Consider the following 23,316-nt stretch of genomic DNA (forward strand, 5'->3'; position numbering starts at 1 on the left):
ACCGATTGCCTCACTCCAGTGCCTGCATACTCATTGCCAGAAGCCGCTGTACCTCATCGAGCGGGATGTCGAGCCGCGACGCCAGTTCTTCGGGACTCGCCTCTCTGCCGAGCTCTGCAGCGAGTTCCGAAGACAGTTCCGTCAGCGCGTTCATACGGTCCGCAAGTGTCTGTTCGCCCGTATCGCTCTGCCGGTTCTCCCGCACGGCTTCTTCCAAAGCTGTATGCACTTTCTGTTTAATCGTATCACGAAGTACAGTGCTTTCCAATATTTTTTCGTCGCAGAGCGCCGCGGTCAGCGCGAGATTTGCGACGCCGATCAGTTCGCCCGCCTCCATAGAGCCGACAAAAGGTTGAATTTCCGCAAGCGCGGTGCCGAGGTAGCCCTCGGTGAGTCGCTTTCTGGCGCGCGCATCGCCCGCCCGAAGCTTTTCGAGGAGCGCCTCTTCCTCCTCGGCCTCCAGTGCCGGAATCTGCTTTAATTCCTCGAGATAGAGCGAGAGCAGGTCTGCGCCTGTCATGCCTTCATTCTCGGTCTCCGCCTGTATCTGTTCTTCTCTCCCGCCGGAGAGCTCTCCTGCCCGTCTCATAGCCGCCTCCTCAGAGTTCACTGATGACCAGTCCCATCGCGCGAAGGCGCGCCACGGTTGCCTGATCCCAGAGCTGTTCCAGGGCCTTGTCCCCCGGAAATACCGTCACACTCACGCCGCTCACAAGGCGCAGCGTCTTTTCCTCATACTGCAAATTCCAATAAAAGCCGCTCACCTCTTCGGGGCGCAGCCGGCTCCCGCTCTCCGCAAGAAAAGCCGTGCTCTCCTGCCGGTTTAAGCGGAGCACCAGGCGAAAGGCCTTAGGTGCTTTCTTGCCGCGGATTGCCTGAAACGCGAGTTCCCGGACTTCGCCCCAGCGGACAAAGTCCTCCGGACCCAGCTCCTGTTCCTCTTCCGCACTGTACCAGTCCTTGTTGCGCCTGCCGTCAATCTCGAGGGAAAACGCTGTCCGGAAAGATGCCTCACAGAGCAGAAAAGCGTCAAAGCGCTCGCTCCGGAACAAGGCCCCGGTAAATGCACGCAACTCCTCTGCCTTATACGCCTTCATAGCGCAGTGCCTCCCGCACGGCAGTGAAGAAATTGCTGCCGCTGTAATTTTTGCTGACCTTTCCCTCAATGCTGTCCCAGAGCCCCGCATTCTCCGCAATCGGGTGGGCGCTGAGGTAACGCTCATAGGCCTCGCGCACCAGATTCTGCAGTCTCTCGTCCTGCAGGCTCTTCCGCCGCTCCGCGGTCGCCTCGGTGTCATAGCTCACCGGGCACTTGAACACATAGTACTTGCCGTCAAGTTCCGTCACGGCGCTCACGGTATTGTCTTCCATCGCGAATGCGACCCGCTCGAGTGCCGGTGCGAGGTCGCCGCGCGCCACCTTCTTGACCGGTGCATCCGCGTTGCAGTATTTCCGCGCGAGTGTCCGGAAATCGCCGCCGGCGAGCGCCTCATCGCGGAGCTTTTCGGCGTCTTCCCGCTTCTCGCACGCGGCACTCTGCAGCCGTATCACCTTTGCCTCGCTCTCGCTGACCTCCGCCCTTCTGTCCTCGCGCATTGTCTTCCGGAGCTTCAGCGCGCGCGCATACTGCTGAAACATAAACTCGACTTCTTCTTCGCTGAGCCCGCCGAAGGACGGCTGGTTCTGCACCGAAGCCGTATAGAAGCGCTCCGCTGCCTCGTGGAGGCGTCTCATCTCCTCCGTGTCGAGCTTTACGTTCCGCTCCTCCGCCATGCCGTTCATCGCGCTGAGCTCATAGAAAAACTCTTTCAGCTCATCGAAGTAAGCCTCCGAGAAGGTCTCCCGTCCGCCGCTCACGCGTTTGTCCCAGATTTCCTTCCCGTAGACTTCCTCCGTCTCCTGTCTCGCGGATGCGATGACCAGCAAAAGCTGCGATTCGGAATAGGGCAGTGCGGTGCTCTCGGCTGCCTTCTCTTCCTTCTTCCCGCAGGCCGCGAGCAGAAGACAGCACAACATGACAAGAAGCAGGGTGAGGACTTGCCCACCCCGCTTCCGCGCCTGCTTCGTTCTCTCTCTCATCAATTTCGTATCCATCCTCCTCAGCGGTATAAGCCGTACTCCGCGACGAGCGCCACTAAAATGCCGACCACCACACCCGCGGCGACCTGCAACGGCGTGTGTCCGACCAGCTCCTTGAGTTTGACCGGCAGTAAATCGGGGTCCTCCTGTTTCCAGAAATCCGTCTCCATCATCTTGTTCAGAAGCTTTGACTGCTTTCCGGTCTCCTGGCGAACGCCGATCGCATCTGTCATCACAATCATCGCGAGGATAAAACTCACGGCAAATTCAAACGAAGCGGCGCCGTAACAATAGCCCGCGCCGAGCGCAAGCGCCGAAACCGTCGCGCTGTGCGAGCTCGGCATGCCGCCGTTGCCGAGGAGACGCTCAAATTTCACCGTCCCCGTCGACCAGAACTCCAGCAGGAATTTGACGAGCTGGGCCGCAAAGAACGCGATGACTGCGCTCATCAGCACCTGATTTTCCCGCAATTGATGAAATATACTCATGTAACCCTTTCTCTGTCCGTTTGCCCGCTCAGTAACCGATGAGCCAGTCGTAGAGCTCCTGGTACTTGAGCGCCGACTGCTGCCAGGAGTAGTCGGCCTGCATCGCGCGGTCCACAATGTGGTTCCAGTCACGCCGTCTCTCGCTGTAAATCCGCTTTGCATAGCGAATGCAGTCGAGCATCTCGTGCGCATTGTAGTTGGCAAAGCAGAAGCCGGTACCGGTATTGGCGAATTCATTGTACGGCTCCACCGTGTCCTTCAGACCGCCGGTCTCGCGGACAATCGGAAGCGTCCCGTAGTGGAGCGCTATCATCTGCGAGAGGCCGCAGGGCTCAAAGAGCGAAGGCATCAGATAGGCATCGGCCCCCGCGTAAATCGCATGTGCCACATCGTCCGAATAGTAAATCTGCGCCGAGAGCTTGTCGTGGTACTTCCAGTCGTAGTGGCGGAACAGGTTCTCGTAGCGCTCCTCTCCCGTGCCGAGAATCACAAACTGGAGGTCTTCCTGACAAAGCTCCTCGATGACGCCCTGAATCAGATCGAACCCCTTCTGGTCTGTGAGTCTGGACACAATGCCGAGCACAAACTTCTTGTCGTCGACCGGCAGTCCGAGGCGCTCCTGGAGCGCTGCCTTATTTTTCTTCTTCTCGTGGCGGAAGTTCTTCACGTCGTAGCGCTCCGCGATCTTCGGATCCGTCGCCGGGTCGAACTCGCGGTAGTCAATGCCGTTTACGATGCCGCGGAGCGAATTGCGCCGCGCCCGCATGAGGCCGTCTAAGCCCTCGCCGTAAAACGGCATCTGAATTTCCTCCGCATAGGTCGGGCTCACGGTCGTGACAGCGTCCGCGTAGACAATGCCGCCCTTCAAAAAGTTGCCGTTTTTATAGGACTCCAGTTTGTCCGGCGTGAAGAAATATTCCGAGAGACCGGTGATACGCTCAATGGTCTCGACATCCCAGATTCCCTGGAATTTCAGATTGTGAATGGTCATCACGGACTTGATGCCCCGGAAAAATTCGCCGCCCGCAAAGCGCTCTTTTAAGTAAACCGGAATGAGGCCGGTTTGCCAGTCGTGGCAGTGAATCAGATCCGGACGGAAATTGAGAAGCGGAAGGGCCGAGAGCACGGCGCGCGAGAAGAAAGCAAACTTCTCGAGGTCGTAGAGCCAGTCGCCGTAGGGGCGCAGTCCGCCGAAATAGCTCTCATTGTCGATGAAATAAAAGGTGATGCCGTCTTCTACCAGCTTTAAGACGCCGACATAGCGGTCCGCGCCGTTAAAGTTCATGTAGAAATGCGTCACATATTCCATCTGATTCCGGTATCTCTCCGGAATACAGAGATATTTGGGCAGCACGACGCGCACATCGTAGTATCTCCTGTCGAAACAGGCCGGCAGGGATCCGGCGACATCGGCGAGTCCTCCGGTCTTAATGAACGGAACCGCTTCCGAAGCAGCAAACAAGATGTTCTTCATCTCATTTCTTCCTTTCTTTTCTCTGCAAGTTGTTTCATTTCCTCTGCTGTCTTCAGGACACCTGCGGTAATCTCGGCGCCCCCGATCAGTCGTCCCAGTTCCAGGTAGAGCGCCTCTCCCGTGATTTCCCGAATTTCCGTCTCCGTCTTGCTGCCGTCCGTCTCCTTCGCAATCAGGTAGTGGTGATCCGCCATGGCTGCGAGCTGCGGGAGATGCGTAATACAGAGCACCTGACGGGTCCGGCTGATTTCCATCAGTTTCTCCGAGACGAGCTGCGCGGTGCGCCCGCTGATGCCCGCATCGATTTCGTCAAAAATCAGGGTCTCCACCCGATCTTTGGCAGCGAGTACAGTCTGCAGGGCGAGCATCACGCGGGACAGCTCGCCGCCGCTCGCAATCTGGCGGAGCGGCTTGATTTCCTCGCCCGGATTGGTCCGGATATAGAATTCCGCGCTCTCCGCGAAATCGGCAAGCTCCGCAAACCGGACTTCAAAGCGCGCGCCCTTGAAATTCAACGCCGCGAGCTCGGTCTCGACTCGCGTCGCAAGGCTTTCCGCCGCCCGATGCCGGAACTCCCGCAGCGCAGCCGCGGCCGCGCAGAGCGTTTGCCGTGCGCTTTCCTTTTGCTGCGTTACGGTCTCGGCACTCCGTAAGAGCGCGGTGATTGCCGCGGCGCGCGCCTCTTTTTGTTCCAGCAGGCGAAGCAGGCCCTCCTCGTCACAGTCGTACTTTGCCTCGAGGTGACGCAGCAAATCGAGCCGCTCGCCGAGACGGTTTAACGTCTCCTCGTCGCTCTCGACCTTTCCCTGCTCCCCGCGCACGGCTTCGGCCGCATCCTGGACGAGGGCGTCGAGCTCGGTCAGCTGCCCCGCAAGCGCCTCGAGCGATGTCGCGTAGCGCACCACGGCGCGCACCGCGCGGAGCGCTTCCGAGACCGCATCGGTCTGAAGCGCGCGCTCGGCCTCGGCGAGCGCTTCTTCAATCTGCGCCGCGTGTTTTGCGCTCGCATACGCTTCGGCGAGTTCTGCCTCCTCGCCCGGGTGTATTCCGCTCTCCGAGAGCTCCCGGATCTCAAATGCGAGTAAATCCGCCTCCCGGAGCAGCGCCGCGCGGTCCGCGCTCTCCCGCTCCTGCCGGAGCAGCTGCCGGTACGCCCGGTAGGCCTCCGCATAGGCTTCCCGAGCTGCCTGCCCCGCAGGCGGCAACAGTTCGTCGAGTAGCCGTCCGTGCATCTCGGTCGAGAAGAGCGTCTGCACCTCGTGCTGCCCGTGAATGTCAATGAGCAGAGCCGCGAGTTCCTTTAACTGCCGCGCTGTGACCGCCTCGCCGTTAATCCGGGATATGCTACGGGTCTTCTGAATCTTCCGGCTCACGATGACGGTTCCGTCCTCCTCCGGCACAATCGAGAGGGCCGCGAGACGCTCTCTCAATTCTTTTTGCCGTACCGAAAAGATGAGTTCCAGATAGGCGGCCTCTTCGCCGTTCCGTATCATATCCCGCCCTGTCTTCGCGCCGAGCAGGGCGGAAATCGAATCTATCAGTATGGATTTTCCGGCACCTGTCTCGCCGGACAGCACTGTGAAGCCCGTATCAAACGAGAGGCTCGCCTCCCGAATCAGTGCAAAGTTCTTCACCCGCAATCCCAGCAGCATGGTTCACCTCAGCCCAGAAGCATTTTTCTGATCTGCTCCATGAGAAGCAGTGTGTCGTCCGTGGAGCGCGTCGCGCAGAATACCGTGTCGTCTCCGGCCACGCAGCCCACAACTTCGTGGAGGTGCATCGCATCCAGCGAGGCCGCGACCGCCATGGCCATACCGGAGACCGTCTTTACAACCAGCAGATTCTGGGCTCTGTCCATGCCCTGATAGCTGTCCCGGAGAATCCGGACATATTTCTCAATCTTCGGATCCTCGTTCTGCATGACGGTGTAGCGCTGCTTGCCGTTATCCGTTGCGACCTTGGTGAGCCGCATCTCGCGGATGTCGCGGGATACCGTGGCCTGCGTCACGCGAAAACCGGCCTTTCTGAGTTCCTCGACCAGCTCCTCCTGCGTCTCAATTTCCTTCTTTCCAATCAACTCGACAATTTTTGAATGTCTCTCCAGCTTCATCTGTCGCCCCCCTTCACAGCGCCGCCATCTTACTGCGCAGCTGCGCCAAAAAGCTCTCTCCCCCGATGCGGACCACCGGTGTGGTCTGCTGACTCTCCGAAATGCGCACGAGGTCTCCCCCGAGCAGTTCTTCGGTCGCGGCGCCGTCAAAATCGGCACTCTGAATGCCCCGCTCCTCTTCCGGAATCCAGACCTCAAGGACATCCTCCGCGCGGAGCACAATGCTCGTGCGATACAGCGAGTGCGGACAAATCGGTGTCAGCACCGTCATACGCGCGGCAGGATCAATGATCGGTCCTCCGGCGCTCAGATTATAGGCCGTCGAACCGGTCGGTGTTGAGATAATAATACCATCTGCCTTATATTCATTCAAGAAAGCCCCGTTTACATAAATCCGGAAATGCACCGGACCGGCGCTCGTTTTTCGCGAGACGACAATCTCATTCAACGCGAGCCACTCGTGGTCGCGCGGGCTCTCGTGCCCGTTCCGGATGACTCTGCCGTTCAGCATCATCCGCTCTTCGATGACATAGTCGTCTGCGATGAGTTTTTCCAAAACCCCGGGAATTTCTTCGTCGCTGCTCGCCACCGTGAGATAACCGAGGTGACCGAGGTTGATGCCGACCAGCGGCACACCGCTCCCGGCGAGCCCCCGCGCCGCGCGAATCAGCGTCCCGTCGCCGCCGAGTGTCAGCACGCAGTCGTAGTCTTCGCCGCGAATCCCCGCGATATCGTGCTCTTCGATGTCGACCAGTTCGGCGCCGAGCGAGAGAAGCTGCTCCCGGATCGACGCGGCCTTCTCCGCTGCGTGCTCCTTGCCGCGGTTCAGGAAAAGTAAAAACCGTCTCATGCTTTTCCTCCCGCCAGAGTCTCATGTGCCGCGCGAACCACAGCGCGCGCGGTCTCCGGCGTCACTGCGGGAGCGCCCTCGCTTTCCTCCGCGGTGCGAAGCCAGATCAGATACTCGATATTGCCTTCCGGCCCGCGTATCGGCGAAAAACTCAAGCCGTGCGGCACAAAGCCCGAAGCCGCCGCATAGCCGAGCACTTTCTCGATGACCTCGACATGGATTTTCGGCTCTCGCACCACGCCGTGCTTGCCGACCTGCTCTCTCCCCGCCTCAAACTGGGGTTTGATGAGCGCGACCACTTCGCCCTCTGCGGAAAGCAGTGCCCGCACCGCCGGCAACACTTTCTCGAGCGAGATAAACGAGACATCAATCGAGGAAAACGCAATTTCCTCCGGCACCTCCTGCCGGGTCGCATAGCGGATGTTGGTCTTCTCGAGACACACGACGCGCGTATCGTTCCGGAGTTTCCAGTCGAGCTGACCGTGCCCCACATCGACCGCGTAGACCTTAAGCGCCCCGTTTTGCAGCATGCAGTCCGTGAAACCGCCGGTCGAGGCGCCGACATCCATGCAGATTTTACCTGTGAGCGAGAGCGGAAACTCTTTCAGTGCCTTTTCGAGTTTTAGGCCGCCGCGGCTCACATAGGGCAGGCGATTGCCGCGCACCTCGATGGTCACTTCCGGCGGAAAATTCTGTCCTGCCTTGTCCTCCCGCTGTCCGTCCACGAATACCACGCCGGCCATGATGAGCGCCTTTGCCTTTTCGCGGCTCTCCGCGAGGCCGCGCGCCGTCATCATAACGTCCAGTCTCTCTTTCATTCCGTTCCTCTCCACTCACCAGTGATACTTGTCCCGCAACACGCGGACAATCGAATCCGAATCAATGCCGAGGTGCTGCCGGAGCACCGACACATCGCCGTGCTCCACATAGGCGTCCGGCAGAGCAATGTGCGTCACCGAGAGTTCTTTCTCCTGCGACGAAGCCCATTCGGCCACCTCGAGGCCGAAGCCGCCGCGGAGCACATTCTCCTCAAGCGTCACAAAGTTTTGATGCGTCTCTGCGAGTTCCGCAAGGAGCTCCCGGTCAATCGGCTTCGCGAAGCGCATGTTGACAAGCGTACAGGGCTGGCCGAGCGCCTTTAACTTTTCTCTGACATGCTCCGCCGTGCTCACCATGCTGCCGAGCGCGAGCAGAGCTGTCTTCTCCTCGCGGAACAGGAGCTCCGCCTTGCCGAAGCGTATCGGTTCCCTGTGCTCTCCGAGACCGCGATAGGCCTGGCCGCGCGGATAGCGTATCGCAATCGGACCGCCGTAGGAAAAGGCAAAGCGGAGTTCTTCTTCGAGCTCCCAGCAATTCTTCGGCGCAAGTATGGTCATGTTCGGAATACAGCCGAGATAGGACAGGTCAAAGACACCCTGATGGGTCTCGCCGTCCGCGCCGACCAGTCCCGCGCGGTCAATCGCAAAGACCACCGGCAGGTTCTGAATACAGACATCGTGGAGCACCTGATCAAAGCCGCGCTGTAAAAAGGACGAATAGACCGCGACGACCGGCTTCATGCCGCCCGCCGCGAGGCCCGCCGCGCTCGTCACGGCATGCTGCTCGGCAATGCCCACGTCAAAATAGCGCTGCGGATAGCGCCGCCCGAACGCCGCGAGCCCCGTGCCCTCCGGCATCGCCGCCGTGACCGCGACAATGCGGGAATCCTCCGCGGCGAGCTGAATCAGGGTCTTCGAAAAGACATCGGTATAGTCCGGATAGTGCTTATTCTTTTTCGGGACGCCGGTCGCGAGCTCAAAGGGGCCGACGCCGTGAAAGAGGTCCGGATGCCGCTCCGCCGGGCGGTAGCCCTTGCCCTTTTCGGTGATGACATGCACGAGAACCGCGCGGTTTAAGCGCCGCGCCTCCTCAAAGACGCGCATCATTTTTTTAATGTCGTGTCCGTCTACCGGTCCGAGATAGGTCACGCCGAGATTTTCAAAGAGCATCCCCGGCACAAAGAGCTGTTTGATGCCGTTTTTGGTGGTCCTGAGACTCTCGACCATGCGCTTTCCGAGCCCCGGAATCGCCGAGAGCGCTTCCGCGACATTCTCTTTCAGGCGGTTATAACCCGCCGAAGTCCGGATGGAATTCAGATAGGCGGACATGCCGCCCACATTCTCGGAGATGGACATGCGGTTGTCATTCAGCACGATGATGAAATTCGACTTCATGCGCCCCGCATTGTTCAGCGCCTCATAGGCCATGCCGCCGGTCAGGGCGCCGTCACCGATGACCGAAATGACCGCATGGTGCTCGCCGCGAAGGTCCCGCGCCGTTGCCATGCCGAGTCCCGCCGAAATCGAGGTGGAAGAATGTCCGGTGTTAAACGCGTCGCACGGGTTTTCGTTTCGCTTCGGAAAACCCGCAATGCCGCCGAACTGCCGAAGCCCCGCAAAATCCTTTTTGCGGCCGCTCAGAATCTTATGCGTGTAGGACTGATGTCCGACATCCCAGATGATTTTATCTTCCGGCGGACAGAAGCTCAAATACATGGCCATCGTGAGCTCCACGACGCCGAGATTGCTCGCGAGATGTCCGCCCGACTCCGCGCAGTGCGAAATCAGAAAGCGCCGGATTTCGGACGCGAGCGCCCCCCATTCCGCTACCGGTATGCGGCGTATGTCCGCCGGTCCGTTGATTTGATCCAATCGACTCATAACTCTCTCCGTCCTCAGAAGCGACGGTCCGTGAGATAAGCAATGAGCGCCGCGAGTGTCTCTGTCTCGCCCGGGAACTCCCGAAGGCGCTGCTCTGCCGCTTCACTCTGTTGTCTGACAGCCTCTCTCGCGGCTTCCAGCCCAAAAAGGGAAACATAGGTCGTCTTCTGATTTTTTTCATCCGAGTGCAGAGGTTTGCCGAGCTCTGCCTCGGTCGCGGTCTCGTCGAGAATATCGTCCTGAATCTGGAACGCGAGACCGACTGCCCTGCCGATCTGCTCGGCACACGAAATCTCTGCCTCGCTCGCCCCGCCGAGGGCCGCGCCCATCATAAAGGCGGCCTCGAGGAGGGCGCCGGTTTTCAGGCGGTAGATGAAGTCGAGCGTCGTCGCATCCAGATGCTCTCCGGTCTTCTCGACATCCACGGACTGCCCGCCGAGCATGCCGCCGACACCGCTCTTCTCGCCGAGTATCGCGAGCGCCCGCGCCGCTCTCTCCGGATGGCGGGACTGCCCCACGGCGCGTCCGGCCACGGTCAGCGCTTCCAACACCAGTCCGTCGCCCGCGAGCGTGCCCATGGCCTCGCCGTAGACATACCAGGTCGTCGGCTTGCCGCGGCGCAATGTGTCATTGTCCATGCAGGGTAAATCGTCGTGTACCAGCGAAAAACTGTGTATCATCTCAAGCGCCGCGAGGAAGGGCGCCGCCTCTTCCTTCCAGCCCGTCTCACCGCGCCGCGCCGCAAAACATCTGCAGGTCTCAAAGAGCAGAATCGGGCGTATGCGCTTGCCGCCGTTCTCGACAGCCTCCCGCATGGCCCGGATGACAGTGCGCTGCAACCCCTCTTCGCGGGGCAGCGCAGCTCGAATCAACATTTCGATTTCTGTTTTGTCATAGGGAAGTGTCGGCATAGCGATCCTCCAGAACTTCCATCTGCTCTTCGACAAAGGTGAGTCGCTCGTTGATTTCACCCGCGAGCTTCATACCTTTTTCGTAGAGCGAAAAGGCCTCCTCGAGGCTGGTATCGCTCGCCTCGAGTTTTTCCAGCAGCGCTTCGAGGCGCTCCATGCTCGCTTCGACCGACAGCTTGCTCTTCTTCTTTGCCGTCACCTGCTTCTTCTCCTGCTCAAGCTTTTCGTCCATGGCTCTCCTCCTGCTGTTCTCTCCTGATTTCTTCGACTCTGACCTCCGCCGCGCCGTCCAGGAAGCGAAGGCTGAGCCGCTCTCCCGTCGAGAGGCTTGCGGCGCTCTGCACGGCTGTGCCGTCCGCATGGGCGGCATAGGCATAGCCGCCTGTCAGACGATTGAGCGGAGAAGCCGCGCGAAGGCGCGCCGCGAGCAGCTGAAACGCCGCCCGCCGCGCCTGTATCTTTTTGTTCAGTCCTGCCTCGAGTCCCTGCCGCAGCGCGAGGGTGCGCTGCTGTCTCGCGCTGAGCAATTCCTCGGGCGCGTTCAGCCGGAGCCGGAAGCCTGCCCCTCTTGCGCGCGCGCGGAGATCCCCTACTTTCTCCCGCAGCCCCCGGGACAGTTGCTGCCGTAGTCCCGCAATCAGGGCCAGCTGCGCCGCCAGATTCGGCACACCGCGCTCCGCCGCTGCCGAAGGCGTCGCCGCGCGGAGATCCGCGACAAAGTCGAGGAGGGTCACATCCGACTCGTGCCCGACCGCGGAAATCAGGGGCGTCTCGCAGGCGTAGGCTGCCCGCGCAACCCGCTCGTCGTTAAAACACCAGAGATCTTCGAGTGAACCGCCGCCGCGTCCCACAATCATGAGATCCACGCCGCGCCGGTCGAGGGTCCGAATCCCCCGCACGATGCTCTCTGCCGCGCCCTCTCCCTGCACCAGCGCCGGATAGAGCACGATTTTGACATAGGGATTCTGTTGGCGGGCCACGGTCTGAATGTCATGAATCGCCGCGCCGCTCGGGCTCGTCACGACGCCGAGCGTCAAAACGAAGCGCGGCAGCGGCTTCTTGTGCGCCGCGTCAAAGAGGCCTTCCGCCTCGAGCGCGCGGAGACGCGCCTGATAGAGCGCATAGAGCTCACCCTGCCCCAGTTTCTCGACGGTTTTCGTGTTCAGCTGGTAGACGCCCGCTTTTTCGTAGACGGTCACAGCTCCCGTACAGACCACCTGCATGCCGTCCGCAAGGCGCATGTCGAGACCGAGTGCATTCTGCCGGTAGATGACGCCGCGGAGTTCCGCGCCGCTGTCCTTCAAGGTAAAGTAAATATGTCCGCTCGCGTGATACTTCACATTGGAGAGCTCGCCCTGCACGCGAAGTCCCGCGAGCAGAAAATCCTCGCGGAACAGATTGCCGACATAGGCATTGAGCTGCGTCACCGTATAAATCGTTGCCATTTAGACCAGTTTCGCGAGGACGCCGTTCACAAAAGAGGGTGCCTCTTCTCCGCCGAATTTCTTTGCGAGCTCCACGGCCTCATTGATGGCGACCTTCTCCGGGATGTTCTCGTCGAAACGGAGCTCGAAGCAGGCGAGGCGAAGTATTGTGAGCTCCACGCGCCCCATCTGCCGGAGACTCCAGCCGGAGGACGCCTGCTGCAGAATACCGTCGATCTCCTCGCGCTTGTCGAGAACGGCTTTGACGCGCTCCCGGCATATTTTCCGCTCTTCCTCACTGAATTCCGGACTCTCGTCCTCTTCGTCCGGAACTTCGCATAAATACGCATCGATCTGCCCGTCCGCCTCCGCAGGCGCGCAAAAATCGGTGCTGAACAGCATCTTAAAGCAATGCTCTCTGAGCGCTCGTCTTGTCATCTCCTATCCTTTCCAAAGCACATACTTAGTCGAAGTATAGCGCAATTCGGCGCGATTCACAAGGCGAGAACCTCGCCGCGCGCTGTCGAGTAAATGAGCTTCTCTGCGACCGTCTTCTCCTCCGTCATCGCGAGTGCCCGCGCATAGAGAGAAAGCTGTGCTGTATATTTCTCGCGGTAATGCGCTTCCTCCGTCGCCTTGTCGGTTTTATAGTCGAGCACCACAAGTTGCCCTGCCTCCTCAAACCAGGCGTCAATCACGCCCTGCACGACCACCGGTTCCTCGCTCTGTCTGGACGGGTCGGCCTCGCGCGCCGGTATCGCCATCACAAAAGAAGTCTCGCGGTGCAAGGTACCGGCGCGCTGCGCGCTCGCGAGCCGCGCCGCGAGCGCACTCTGCAGAAAACGGATGACAGGCGGCAGTGCAATCAGCGTCCCGTCTTCTTCCGGCAGTGCGCCGGTCTCCGCCAGCTCTCTCAGAAAATCCCGAAGCCCCTCCTCTGTCCAGGACCGGGTAAAATCAATCCGCTCAAACAGTTTGTGGTAGGCGGTGCCGCGCCGCGCGGCGACCTCGCTTCCCCCGTCCTGCGGGAGGGAAAAGAGCGGCGCGGAGAGCCCCTCCTCCTGCTCTTCCCTGAGCCGCTTCAGTTCCGAAGCGCTCCACTTGACCTGAAGCCGCACATCTTCCGCGTGGGCATAGGGCTTCATGAGCGGCGCAAAGCGGGCGGCCTCTATCTCTGTCGGCGGAGTCTCTTCGGCTTTTCGGAGTTCTTCCCGGAGCCGGAGTACCTTCTCGCCCGTCTCGAGAATCTCACGCGCCGCGGCCTCACTGCTCACCTTCCGCGGGACAATCCGGCAAAGCGCCTTGTCCCGCGCCATTGCCATGAGAATCCATTCGAGATAACTGTTTGCGCTGCGGAGCTCTGCCGTGCAAAGCGGTTCGCCGCCGTCCGTTTCGGACAGCGGTTCGCTGCTCTCTCCTTCCGGCAGCGGCTCTGTTCCCTCCTTGAAACCGGCGACCAGAATCAGCTTCTCCTTGGCGCGCGTCATCGCGACATAGAGCACGCGGAGTTCCTCCCCGAGCGCCTCCGTCCTGAGGTGCCAGGCAAACGCCGCCTTCTTCGCCGTGCCGCCCTTGGCATGCAAGTCGTAATCGACCGCATCGGCCGCAATGCCGAGTTTCTCGTCGTAGAGAATGCCGCGGCTCAGATCCCGCTGGTTAAAGCGCTTCGAGAGTCCGGCCAAAAAGACAATCGGGAACTCCAGCCCCTTTGACTTATGCACGGTCATAATGCGGACCGCCGCTGCCTCCTCGCCGGGAAGCTGCGCGGACCCGTAGTCGGCGTTGTATTTTTTCAGATTGTCAATATAGCGCACAAAGTCGCTGAGTCCGCGGTACCCGATGCTCTCAAACTCCTCGGCCTTCACAATCAGCATCTGCAGATTCGCAAAGCGGAGCTCACCGCCCGGGCGCGCCGCTTCCTCGTTCCGGTAGCCGCTCTCTGTATACAAAAGTCGCAGAAATTGCGGGAGCTCGAGATAGCTCTCCGCTTCCCGCCAGGCCTCGAGTTTCCGGAAGAGCGCGGCGGCTTTCACCGCGCCCGTGCTCTCCGGCGCTGTCGCGACGGCCGCTTCGAGGCGCTCGTAGAGACTCACGCCCTCCCCCTTTGCCGCGAGAGAGGCAAGCTCCTCTTCGCTGAGACCGCCGATCGGCGCGCGGAGCACAGCTGCGAGCGGAATATCGCGGAAGGGATTATCGATCGCGCGGAGTAAGCTCAACACCGTTCTGACCTCCGTCGCGTCAAAGTAACCGGTCTTCTGCTCTGCGAGCGCCGGAATACCGTGGCTCATCAACACTTCGACAAAGCGCTCCGCCTGCCCGGAAGTCGCGCGGAGTAAAATCGCAATGTCACCGTAAGTAGCCGCTCGGAGGCCGCCTTCGCCGTCCGAAATCCGAAGCCCCTTTGCCGGGTCAAGCAGCTCCCGGATGCGGGTCGCGATGGCCTCAGCCTCGACAACCGCCGCGGTCTCCTCGCCCTCTGCATCCCTCTCGACCAGCATGAGTTCGGTCGCATAGCTGTCCTCGCTGCCCTCAGGTATCGGAAACGCCGCCCCCGGATAGAGCGTCGCATCCGCATCGTAGCGGACGCCGCCGAGTTCTTCGCGCATGAGATACGAAAAAACAGCATTGCAACTCGCGAGCACCGCTTCGCGGCTTCGGAAGTTTTTGCGGAGATCCACCCGCGTGTCAATCCCGGGTTCCGCTGCGCCACCGTCATCCTTCCGGTAATTGCGGTATTTCTCCGCAAAGAGCTCGGGCTTTGCGTGGCGAAAACCGTAGATCGACTGCTTGATATCGCCGACCAGAAAAAGTCTTCCGGTCTCGATGGCGCGGAGCAGTTCTTCCTGCACCCCGTTCGAATCCTGGTATTCATCGACATAAATTTCCCGAAACGCCGCCTGATATTCCCTTGCGATTTCGCTCGGGTGCCGTTTTCCCGCGGCGTCGCTCTCCCAAAAGAGCGCCAGGGTCTCGTGCTCAAGGTCGGAAAAATCCAGGAGGTTCTTTTCCCGCTTCTTTGCCAGAAAGCGCGCCAAAAAGTCGCGCGCCAATCCGATTAATGTGCGCACGGTCTCTGCGTCTTCGACCCTGTCCGCGGCTTCCGCATCTCCCCGCCCGAAGGCTTCGAGCGGTTTTTTGAGCGCCTTTTTCCAAAACTCCCGGAGACTTTTGACACGGGATGCGCAGTCCGGGTCACTGTCCTTTTTGTTCCTCCCGAGTCTGTCGTAAGTCTGAAAGGCTGTGAGCGCAAGGCAGGCGGCCGGATAGTCCTCCGCCGCCCGGAGGCGCTGCAGTTTGCCGAGATCGCTCTGCACCGCGCCCTCATAGCCGTTTAGGCCTCCCTCTTCGCAGAGAAGCTGTGCCTCCTCCGCAAAGCCGCAGAGTTCGGCGCCGAGCTTTCGAAGCTCTTCCGCCATGTAACGCTGATAGGCGCTCTCCGATAGATTGCCGTCCGTCCGCTCTGCTTCCGCTTCGACGCGCAAAAGCCACTCCTCCGGCCAGGGCAGACTCTCCGCAAACCGATAGAGCGCTAGTATCTCCTCGCCGATGCCGAGATCTGCCTTGCCCTGCGAAAAGGCATCCGCAAAGCGGAGAAAGGCCGGATCCGCCTTCTCGTACTGTTCCTCCAAAAGCTCTTCCAGCACATCGTTTTGCAGAATGCGCAGCTCTTCCTCACTTCCGACGCGGAACGCCGGATCGACCGCGAGGCGGTCCGCATGCTCCCGGAGCACGGTCAGACAGAAGCTGTCTATCGTCGTGATTCGCGCGGCATCCAGTTCCGCGAGTTCCCGCTTGGCGCGCGCTGCGATTCCGGACTCTCCGTCTCGAAGCGCCTGCTGCAGGCAGTCCTCAAGCCTGCGCCGGATGCGCTCCCGCATCTCGGCAGCCGCGGCGCGGGTAAAGGTCATGATGAGCAGTTCATCGATATCGACCGGATGCTTCGGGTCCAGGACTCTCGCGACAATGCGCTCGGTCAGAACCGCGGTTTTTCCGCTGCCCGCCGCCGCCGAAATCAGAAGCCTTCGATCGGAGAGCGCAATGGCTCTCTCCTGTTCTTCGGTCCAACGTGTCATCGCCCTGTCTCCTCTCCCGCCGCTCGGTCAATTTCGGCAAAGACTTCCTCTGCCTTCTGCTTTTTGTTCCGCCGCACCTTGTAGCCGGTCAGATTGGCATCAAAGGCGCAGACATCACGGTAGGGACAGTACTCACAACTCGTATGCCCGTCCTCCTCGAGCGGCAACACCCGAACGTTGCCGCCGAGTATCGCCTCACCGGCCTCCCGGAGTTTTTCCTTCGCGTAGGCCTGCAATTTGAAGAAGCGGCCGGCATCCACCGTATTCTCGCCGAGGCGGATTTTTCCCTCACCGGTCCGGACCGGCAGAAAATCCGCCGCGTCTTCGCCGTCGCCCGCGAGCAAGGTGAGCGCTGTCTCGTCGCTGTTCATGAGACCGCTCGGCGTGAGTTCTTTTAACTTTGCCTTCCGTAGCGCCTCCTCTGTCCGGATTTTCTCGAGGTCCACAAACGCATCGCCGACCGGCGCGTAAAAAACGGCCCCCGGCAATATTTCCTTGTCCGGATACTGCCGTTCAAAGAGCTCTGTGATCGCGGAGAGATAAATTAAAAGCTGTAACTGTGAGCCGCTCAGTATCTTATAGGGCTCCCAGCTCGTGGCCCCTGTCTTATAGTCGACCACCTTGACATAGAGTTTTCCCTCGTGTTCCGCCGTGTCAACGCGGTCAATGTTGCCGCGGAGCTGCATGCTGCCGACGGAAAGCGCCGGTGTGCTCTCGGGCGCGTCCTTGCTCGAAAAGCGCAGTTCCTCCGCGAGCGGCCGGTACGAGCCCCGTCTCAGCTGCTCTGCCATCACGAGGATGCTCTGCGTCACAATCCGCGTTAATTTTCCGACAATCCAGCGGTTCTTTGCGCTGTCCTTGTAGAGGCCGCTCGCATCCGCCTCCACCGCCTCTCGCACCGCATCGGCGGCAGCGGCGCGAAGTTCCTCGTCCGAATACGCCGCGGGGCTCTTTTCTGCCTTCGCCGCCGCGCGGAACACAAGCTCAATCGCGCGGTGTGCGAGGCTTCCGAGGTCCTGCTGCGCAATCTGAAACTCCGGCAGCTGTCTGAGGCGCAGCCCGTAGTTCGCAAAGTGGCGGAACGGGCAGCGGAAATACTCTTCAACGCGGGTCACCGAGCCGGTCAGCACCTCGCCGTAGAGCGCAAGCGCAGTCTCCTGGAACAGTTGCCCCTCGGCATAGAGGGCGCAGGCGGCATCCGCGAGCATCCCGGCCTCGCGCTTTCTCTCGGTGTCCGCCGCAAACGCAGAGAGCAGGGAAGCGGCCGAGGCGGCAGCGCTCTTGTCCCCGTTTTCCTCCGCGGCTTTTCGGGCCGCGCGGAGCGCCCGGATCAGCGCCTGCTCGGCCTCGGGCGTCGAATAAAACCGCTCTCCCGTCTCCGGCGCCGCAGCGCGGAGTCTCGGGAACAACTGCTCCAGATGCCGCAGCAAAAAGGAGGGGCGCAGCGCCTTACCGCTCCGGTCCACCGTCGAATAGCTGATGTGAAGCTGTTCGGACGCCTCGGTCAGCAGTCGGTAGAGATAAAACCGCTGCTCATAGAGCTGTGCCTTACTGCCCGGCGCGAGCGTAAGCCCTGCGGCCCGGAGTGCCTCCCGCTCCCGCTCGCTGAGCACACCGCCCTCTTCGCGGCGCTTGGGGAGCACGCTGTCATTTGCCGCGAGCAGAAAGAGCACTTTGACATCGAGGAAACGGGTTCTCGTCAAATCGCCGAGCGTGACGCGGTCCGCATAGGCCGGAATCTGCCCGATGTGAATTTCTCTGAGCCCGCTCTCCAGCACACCCGCCATGTCCGCGCGGGACAGTCGCTCTCCCGCAAGCACCTCCCGCATCTCTCGCAAAATGCGCTGCGTCTCCGGGTAGACTTCCGAAAATTCCCGGGCACGGGGCGCCTCGCCCGCCGCGAGAAACCGCTCGGCGGCGTGCTGCAGCTTTTCGTCGACCGCAAGCTGTTCCATCAGCCCTTCGAGAAGTGCGGCGATTACCGCGACATCTGCCTCCCCCTCCGAAAAAGCCTCCAGAAGCGGCAGGAGCAGGTTCAGCATCTCCTCTTTAAACCGGTTCAGCGCCTCCAGATCGGCGCCTTCCAGTTCCTTCGGGCAGTACGAAAACGGCTCCCGGAGCCGTTTCAAATGCCGGACGCCGGTCAGGGTCACATAGTTTTCGAGCAGCGCTGTCAGTTTCCATTGATCTGTGACCAGCGGATTATGCAGAAAGCGGAAAAAGGTGCGCGGCGAAAAGTTCTCCCGGACACAGAGCAGGGCGGCATTCAGAAGTTCGGGCAGCGGATTGGCGCGCACCGTCAGATTTTCGTCGAGATGAGCGGGAATCCCGGCCGCAAGCAGAGCCTCGGAAAAGAATTCGCCGAGCCCCTGAAAATCTGCGACGACAACCGCAATGTCCCGATAGCGGTATCCCTCATCCTTCACGAGGCGGAGGATATGTCTCGATAGCGCCGCTGCCTCTGCCTCCGGGGACTCCTGTGCCGCGACCGTCAGGGCCTGCACCTTGTCCGGATAGACGGCGCCGTCGTAACGGAGCGCATGCGCATCGAGAAACGCGAGTTCCGGCGCCTTGAGGCGCGCGGCGCCCGGAAAGCTGCGGTCTTCCCCGTGCGGAACGCGCACCCGGTCCGCGATTTCCCCGATGCGGCGGATATACTCGGTCGAGAGATGAAACAGCTCTTCTTCCGGCAGTTGCCGATAGGGATTCAGCGCCGTGTCGAGCGAGACCACAAAGCGCACATCGGCCGCGACGGCAAGCAATTCCTCTAGGACGCGATACTGCACCGGCGTAAAGCCCACAAAGCCGGCGAGCAAAATATGCGCGCCGCGAAGCAACTCCGAACTTGCGATACAACCCGCAAAGCAACCGAGAATTTCTTCCTTCGGCAGCTGTTTGCCCTGTACGAAATCCCGAACGCCCTGATAGAGCAGGGAAAAGTCGCGGAGTTTCATCGAGAGCTGCCGCTTTTTCTCCGTTGCCGCGAGTTCCGCAAAACGCGACGGCGCGGCGCCGTATTGCAGACATTCGGAAATCATGGACTTCACCTGTTCCGCAAAGCCCGCCTTTTTGACCTTGCCCTTCCAGAGTGTCAGCTCCTTTTCCAGAAGACTGCCGACGCGCCGCACGACCATCGCCTTGCCGCTCTCATCCATAATCGGCGGAAGCTGCACATTCCGCTCCTGAAACACCCGATAGGCGAGTCGGTTTAACGATAAAGCCTCCAGATTCCGCGACGCATGGCGCGGGTGCAGGGCGAGCAGTTTCTTCTGTACCAGCATACTGTACTGTTCCGGCACCAGGACAAAAAAGCGCTCTTCCGGAGCCTCGAGGGAAGCCTCGATCATGTCCAGAAAAGCGCGCTCGGTTTTTTCACTGCCGGAAGAACCGAGATAAAAGGAATACGCCACGCAAAACCTCCTCAGTTTGATTGCGACTGCTGTTCCTGCATCAATTGCTCATAAAGTGCCGCCGGAACCTCGGCGCGCACATAGATACCCTCGGGCTCATAGCGCTCCGTAAGGAGCTTGCCCTGACGGCGTATGCTCTGAATGCGGCCTGCCGCGGCATAGGGGAACAGAGCTTCAAAAGCTCGGCGACTCTTCTTTTTCTCCGCCGAAATCAGCTCTTTCAGCGCCGCAATCCCCTCGCCGGTCGCCGCCGAAATCCGGACGGAAGCCGCCGCATGAATGTCCTTCGGCAGCGTCTCCGTGCCGGGAAGATCCGTCTTATTGTAGACCGCAATGATACTGTGATCCTCCAGCGCTTTCAGTTCCCTCAGCGTCTCATAGACCACCGCCATCTGTGTGTCCGCCTCCGGCGAGGACGCATCGACCACATGAAGGATCAGATCCGCATAGCGCGCCTCCTCAAGCGTCGAGTGAAAGGCCTCAATCAGCTGGTGCGGCAACTTCCGGATAAAGCCGACCGTATCCGTGACGAGGACTTCTTCGCCGCCCGGCAGTGAGAGTTTTCTGGTGGTCGGATCCAGGGTCGCAAAGAGTTTATTTTCCGCGAGAATGCCGGCGTCGGTGAGCCGGTTTAACAAAGTTGACTTGCCTGCATTCGTATAGCCGACCAGCGCGACAATGTAGCTGCCGCTTTTCTCCCGCTGCGCTCTCGATACTTCCCGGTGACGCTTCAACTCCCCGAGCTTTTCGCGCAGAAAACTGATGCGCGCGCGGATGGCACGGCGATCGAGCTCCAGTTTCTGCTCACCCGGTCCCCGGGTGCCGACTCCGCCGCCGAGGCGGGAGAGCGAGCTGTGCATGCCGAGAAGATGTGCCTGGGTATAGTGGAGCTGCGCGAGTTCCACCTGCAGCTTGCCCTCGGCCGTGACCGCGTGCTGCGCAAAAATATCGAGGATAATCATCGTGCGGTCCATGACCTTGACGCCGAGCGCCTCGCTTAAGTTCTTCATCTGCGCCGGAGACAGCTCATCGTCGGCCGCCACCGCATCGGCCTCCAAGCTGAGAAGCAGCTCCCGTAGTTCCTCCACCTTGCCCTTTCCGAAATAGGTACCGGAATCCGGCGCTTCACGCGGCTGCAGAAGGCGTCCCACAGGCTCCGCGCCGGCGGTCTTCAGGAGTTCGCCGAGCTCCGTGAGCGATTCCTCGCTCCCGTCCCGCTCGCGCTGCTGAATGCCGATCAGAACAACCCGCTCTTTGGCCTCTTCGGTGACAATCAGTTCAGCCATCATTTCCTCCTACTCTCGTCTTTAAAAACGCAATTTCGTGCTCCAGCATTTCCTTGTCGCCCAGGCCGCTCTCCAGGAGGGCCGTAAAGCGCTGCAGCGCATCGGCATACTCCCCGCGATATTCCTGGCAGACAGCCTCGCGCTCCCGGAATGCCGCCTGTTCTTCCGCATTCGCCGCTGTGAGCTTCTCGCCCGCCTCAAACACGGCAAATGCCTCCTCCGTCTTCTTTGCGCTGACCAGGAGATCGCCGTAGTGCAGCAAAAAGCGACTGTCCTCTTTGGCGCCCGGATACGCTTTTTCGTACGCCGCGCGTATGGTCTCCAATTCTGCGGCGCTCCCCTTACTCCGTGCTGTCTCGCCGAGCAGATAGAGCGCTTCGAGGTGCAGTGCCCGGTCTCCGCCCGCTTTCTCCGCCTCTTCGTAGTAGGCGAGCGCCGTATCCCAACCCTTGTCCGCTTTAACGGCTGCCGCACAGGCAAGATCCAGATACGCCGCCTTGCGGCCGTCCTTTTGGAGCAGCAGCTCGTAATGCGTCAGCGCGTCCTCATACTTGCCCGCGCGATACTCCGCCTCGGCGAGATAGCCGAGAATATCCGCCTCCTCCTTGTCCTGCTGTGCCGTACCGTAATAATCGGTCGCATGGCGGAAGGCGTCGATTGCGGCCTCATAGTTCTGTTTCTGCATCTCCGCAATACCGAGCGAGCGATACTTTCTGACTGCCTGCCCGCGCGCGCCGCAACCGCTGAAAAGCAGCAGCGCGACCGGGAGGGCAATGACCAGTCCCTGTCTCTTCTGCATGACTCTGTTCCTCACTGAATCCCCGTGCTGCCAAAACCGCCGCGATTTTCGCCTTCTAATTTCTCGACTTCCCGGAAGACAAGACGCGGCTGATGCTCCGTGATGCGGAATTGACAGATTCTGTCATTCACATGAATCTCCGTGTCCCGCACCGCGAGTGCCGGAAAAAACCACTGGTCGTCGTCTCCGCCGTAGCTCTCATCGATGACGCCCATCGAATTGACCTGCAAAACACCGAAGTTCTTAAACGTGGAGCTCCGCGGCACCACATGTGCCTCATAACCCGCGGGAAGCTGCATCGCAATTCCGAGCGGAATCAGGCGAAACTCTCCCTTCTTGAGACTCACCTCTTCCGCCACGCGGAGATCCACCCAGTCACTCTTGCCGTCGATATAGCGGAGGCGTTCGATGCGCTCGCTGAAATATTTGATTTTAATCTCCATCTTCGCTGTCCTCTCCGAGCTTTCCCTCTTCCGTCCCGAAGCGGTAGTTTAACTCCCGCTTCACCTCTTCCTGAATCTCTGCCTCCTGATCCGGCGTGACCGAGGGCAAGTCCTGTCTGGAATCCACCCCGAAGCGCCGGAGAAACTCTTCCGTGGTCGCAAAGAGGGCTGGACGCCCCGGAGCGTCCAGCCTTCCGGCTTCATAGATGAGTCCGTACTCAATCAGCTTGTTGACTGCATGATCGGAGGACACACCTCGTATCTTTGCGATTTCCATCTTGGTGACAGGCTGGCGGTAGGCAATGATTGCGAGGGTCTCGAGCACGACCTGGCTCAGGACCTGCCGCCGCGGCTCTTTTGCGACGCGAATCAAGGCGTCGTAAAACTCCCGCTTTGTGCCGAGTTGCCAGGCATTCTCGAGGCGGAGCAGCTGTACCCCGCGATTCGCTTCCGCATACCGCGCCGCGAGCCGTTCGGCCGCAGCCTCAGCTTCCGCTGCCGTACATTCCAGCGCCGCTGCCAGCAGACTGGTCTCAACCGATTTTCCCATGGTAAAGAGCACTGCCTCTACCACCGCCTCCTGTCGCTGCATCTCTGCCTCTGTCATGCGCCTTCCTCCACTCGATAGTATGTTCTATTATACCGCCTCCCTTCTATTCTTGTCCATGCGGCTTTTCTCACTTCGCCCGACAACTGCAATCCGCGCTGCAACTGCATGTGCCCTTACTTTTATCGTTATCGTCTACACTTCTCTTTCCGCGCTGTTTTCCCTGCTGGCCGTCGTTCTCCGGTCTGCCCTCCGGGCGCTTACCGTTCTGTCCTCTGCCGTCCTGCTGACCGCCGTTCTCCGGTCTGCCCTCCGGGCGCTTGCCGTTCTGTCCTCTGCCGCCCTGCTGGCTGCCGTTCTTCGGTTTGCCCTCCGGGCGCTTGCCGTTCCGATCTCTGCCGCCCTGCTGGCTGCCGTTCTCCGATCCGCCCTCCGGGCGCTTGCCGTTCTGTCCTCTGCTGTCCTGCTGACCTTCGTTCTCCGGTCTGCCTTCCGGACGCTTGCCGTTCTGACCTCTGCTACCCTGCCGGTCGCCGTTCTCCGGTCTGCCCTCCGGGCGCTTCTCGTTCTGACTTCTGCCGCTCTGCTGACCGCCGTTCTCCAATCCGCTCTCCGGGCGGTTACCGTCCTGACCTCTGCCGCCCTGCCGGACGCCGTTCTCCGGTCTGCCCTCTGGGCGGTTATCGTTCTGGCCTCTGCCGCCCTGCCGGACGCCGTTCTCCG

20 protein-coding genes and 1 pseudogene are annotated in these 23,316 nt (G+C 60.4%); all 21 read right to left on the reverse strand.

Features of this window, described 5'->3' with window-relative positions; genetic code table 11:
- Positions 1-10 precede the first annotated feature (10 nt).
- A complete protein-coding gene (locus HMPREF9623_RS02800; protein ID WP_009532383.1) occupies positions 11-589 on the reverse strand; it encodes a sigma-70 domain-containing protein in 579 nt (192 codons plus the stop codon).
- A gap of 10 nt (positions 590-599) precedes the next feature.
- Positions 600-1,097 (reverse strand): DUF5721 family protein, encoded by a 498-nt coding sequence (locus HMPREF9623_RS02805; protein ID WP_009532384.1) that lies wholly within the window; start codon positions 1,095-1,097, stop codon positions 600-602.
- Complete coding sequence (locus HMPREF9623_RS02810; RefSeq protein ID WP_195891205.1) at positions 1,084-2,094, reverse strand: peptidylprolyl isomerase; 1,011 nt, start codon at positions 2,092-2,094, stop codon at positions 1,084-1,086. Before HMPREF9623_RS02810 ends, HMPREF9623_RS02805 begins: the two co-directional genes overlap by 14 nt.
- 5 nt (positions 2,095-2,099) lie before the next feature.
- Complete coding sequence (locus HMPREF9623_RS02815; protein WP_009532386.1) at positions 2,100-2,567, reverse strand: divergent PAP2 family protein; 468 nt, start codon at positions 2,565-2,567, stop codon at positions 2,100-2,102.
- 28 nt (positions 2,568-2,595) lie between these two features.
- A complete protein-coding gene (gene glgA, locus HMPREF9623_RS02820; RefSeq protein WP_009532387.1) occupies positions 2,596-4,041 on the reverse strand; it encodes a glycogen synthase GlgA in 1,446 nt (481 codons plus the stop codon).
- Entirely contained in the window at positions 4,038-5,693 is a 1,656-nt protein-coding gene (gene recN, locus HMPREF9623_RS02825) for a DNA repair protein RecN (RefSeq protein ID WP_009532388.1), read from the reverse strand. Before recN ends, glgA begins: the two co-directional genes overlap by 4 nt.
- 8 nt (positions 5,694-5,701) lie before the next feature.
- Positions 5,702-6,151, reverse strand: a complete 450-nt coding sequence (gene argR / locus HMPREF9623_RS02830; protein WP_009532389.1) for an arginine repressor — start codon at positions 6,149-6,151, stop codon at positions 5,702-5,704.
- A gap of 13 nt (positions 6,152-6,164) precedes the next feature.
- Positions 6,165-7,001 (reverse strand): NAD(+)/NADH kinase, encoded by an 837-nt coding sequence (locus HMPREF9623_RS02835; RefSeq protein ID WP_009532390.1) that lies wholly within the window; start codon positions 6,999-7,001, stop codon positions 6,165-6,167.
- Positions 6,998-7,819, reverse strand: a complete 822-nt coding sequence (locus HMPREF9623_RS02840; RefSeq protein ID WP_009532391.1) for a TlyA family RNA methyltransferase — start codon at positions 7,817-7,819, stop codon at positions 6,998-7,000. The genes HMPREF9623_RS02835 and HMPREF9623_RS02840 overlap by 4 nt, the downstream gene beginning before the upstream one ends.
- Positions 7,820-7,834: 15 nt before the next feature.
- Entirely contained in the window at positions 7,835-9,700 is a 1,866-nt protein-coding gene (gene dxs, locus HMPREF9623_RS02845) for a 1-deoxy-D-xylulose-5-phosphate synthase (protein ID WP_009532392.1), read from the reverse strand.
- A gap of 14 nt (positions 9,701-9,714) precedes the next feature.
- Positions 9,715-10,611: a polyprenyl synthetase family protein gene (locus HMPREF9623_RS02850; RefSeq protein WP_009532393.1), complete on the reverse strand. Its 897-nt coding sequence runs from the start codon at positions 10,609-10,611 to the stop codon at positions 9,715-9,717.
- Positions 10,592-10,843: an exodeoxyribonuclease VII small subunit gene (xseB, locus tag HMPREF9623_RS11625; RefSeq protein WP_009532394.1), complete on the reverse strand. Its 252-nt coding sequence runs from the start codon at positions 10,841-10,843 to the stop codon at positions 10,592-10,594. The genes HMPREF9623_RS02850 and xseB overlap by 20 nt, the downstream gene beginning before the upstream one ends.
- Positions 10,827-12,056, reverse strand: coding sequence for an exodeoxyribonuclease VII large subunit (gene xseA / locus HMPREF9623_RS02860; protein ID WP_009532395.1), 1,230 nt, complete (start codon positions 12,054-12,056; stop codon positions 10,827-10,829). Before xseA ends, xseB begins: the two co-directional genes overlap by 17 nt.
- Complete coding sequence (gene nusB / locus HMPREF9623_RS02865; RefSeq protein WP_009532396.1) at positions 12,057-12,473, reverse strand: transcription antitermination factor NusB; 417 nt, start codon at positions 12,471-12,473, stop codon at positions 12,057-12,059.
- A 56-nt stretch (positions 12,474-12,529) separates the two neighbouring features.
- The gene (addA, locus tag HMPREF9623_RS02870) at positions 12,530-16,108 is read right to left on the reverse strand and encodes a helicase-exonuclease AddAB subunit AddA (protein WP_009532397.1); all 3,579 of its coding nucleotides are present in this window, start codon (positions 16,106-16,108) and stop codon (positions 12,530-12,532) included.
- Complete coding sequence (locus tag HMPREF9623_RS02875; protein ID WP_009532398.1) at positions 16,105-19,518, reverse strand: PD-(D/E)XK nuclease family protein; 3,414 nt, start codon at positions 19,516-19,518, stop codon at positions 16,105-16,107. Before HMPREF9623_RS02875 ends, addA begins: the two co-directional genes overlap by 4 nt.
- An 11-nt stretch (positions 19,519-19,529) precedes the next feature.
- Positions 19,530-20,804: a GTPase HflX gene (gene hflX, locus HMPREF9623_RS02880; RefSeq protein WP_009532399.1), complete on the reverse strand. Its 1,275-nt coding sequence runs from the start codon at positions 20,802-20,804 to the stop codon at positions 19,530-19,532.
- Positions 20,797-21,603, reverse strand: coding sequence for a tetratricopeptide repeat protein (locus tag HMPREF9623_RS02885; RefSeq protein WP_009532400.1), 807 nt, complete (start codon positions 21,601-21,603; stop codon positions 20,797-20,799). Before HMPREF9623_RS02885 ends, hflX begins: the two co-directional genes overlap by 8 nt.
- A gap of 11 nt (positions 21,604-21,614) precedes the next feature.
- Entirely contained in the window at positions 21,615-22,046 is a 432-nt protein-coding gene (locus HMPREF9623_RS02890) for a dUTP diphosphatase (RefSeq protein ID WP_009532401.1), read from the reverse strand.
- Positions 22,036-22,653 (reverse strand): SMC-Scp complex subunit ScpB, encoded by a 618-nt coding sequence (gene scpB / locus HMPREF9623_RS02895; RefSeq protein WP_009532402.1) that lies wholly within the window; start codon positions 22,651-22,653, stop codon positions 22,036-22,038. Before scpB ends, HMPREF9623_RS02890 begins: the two co-directional genes overlap by 11 nt.
- Before the next feature lie 70 nt (positions 22,654-22,723).
- Positions 22,724-23,316: pseudogene (locus tag HMPREF9623_RS11630) on the reverse strand (hypothetical protein); the annotation flags it as partial.

The sequence above is a fragment of the Stomatobaculum longum genome, from assembly GCA_000242235.1.
GTDB lineage: Bacteria > Bacillota > Clostridia > Lachnospirales > Lachnospiraceae > Moryella > Moryella longum.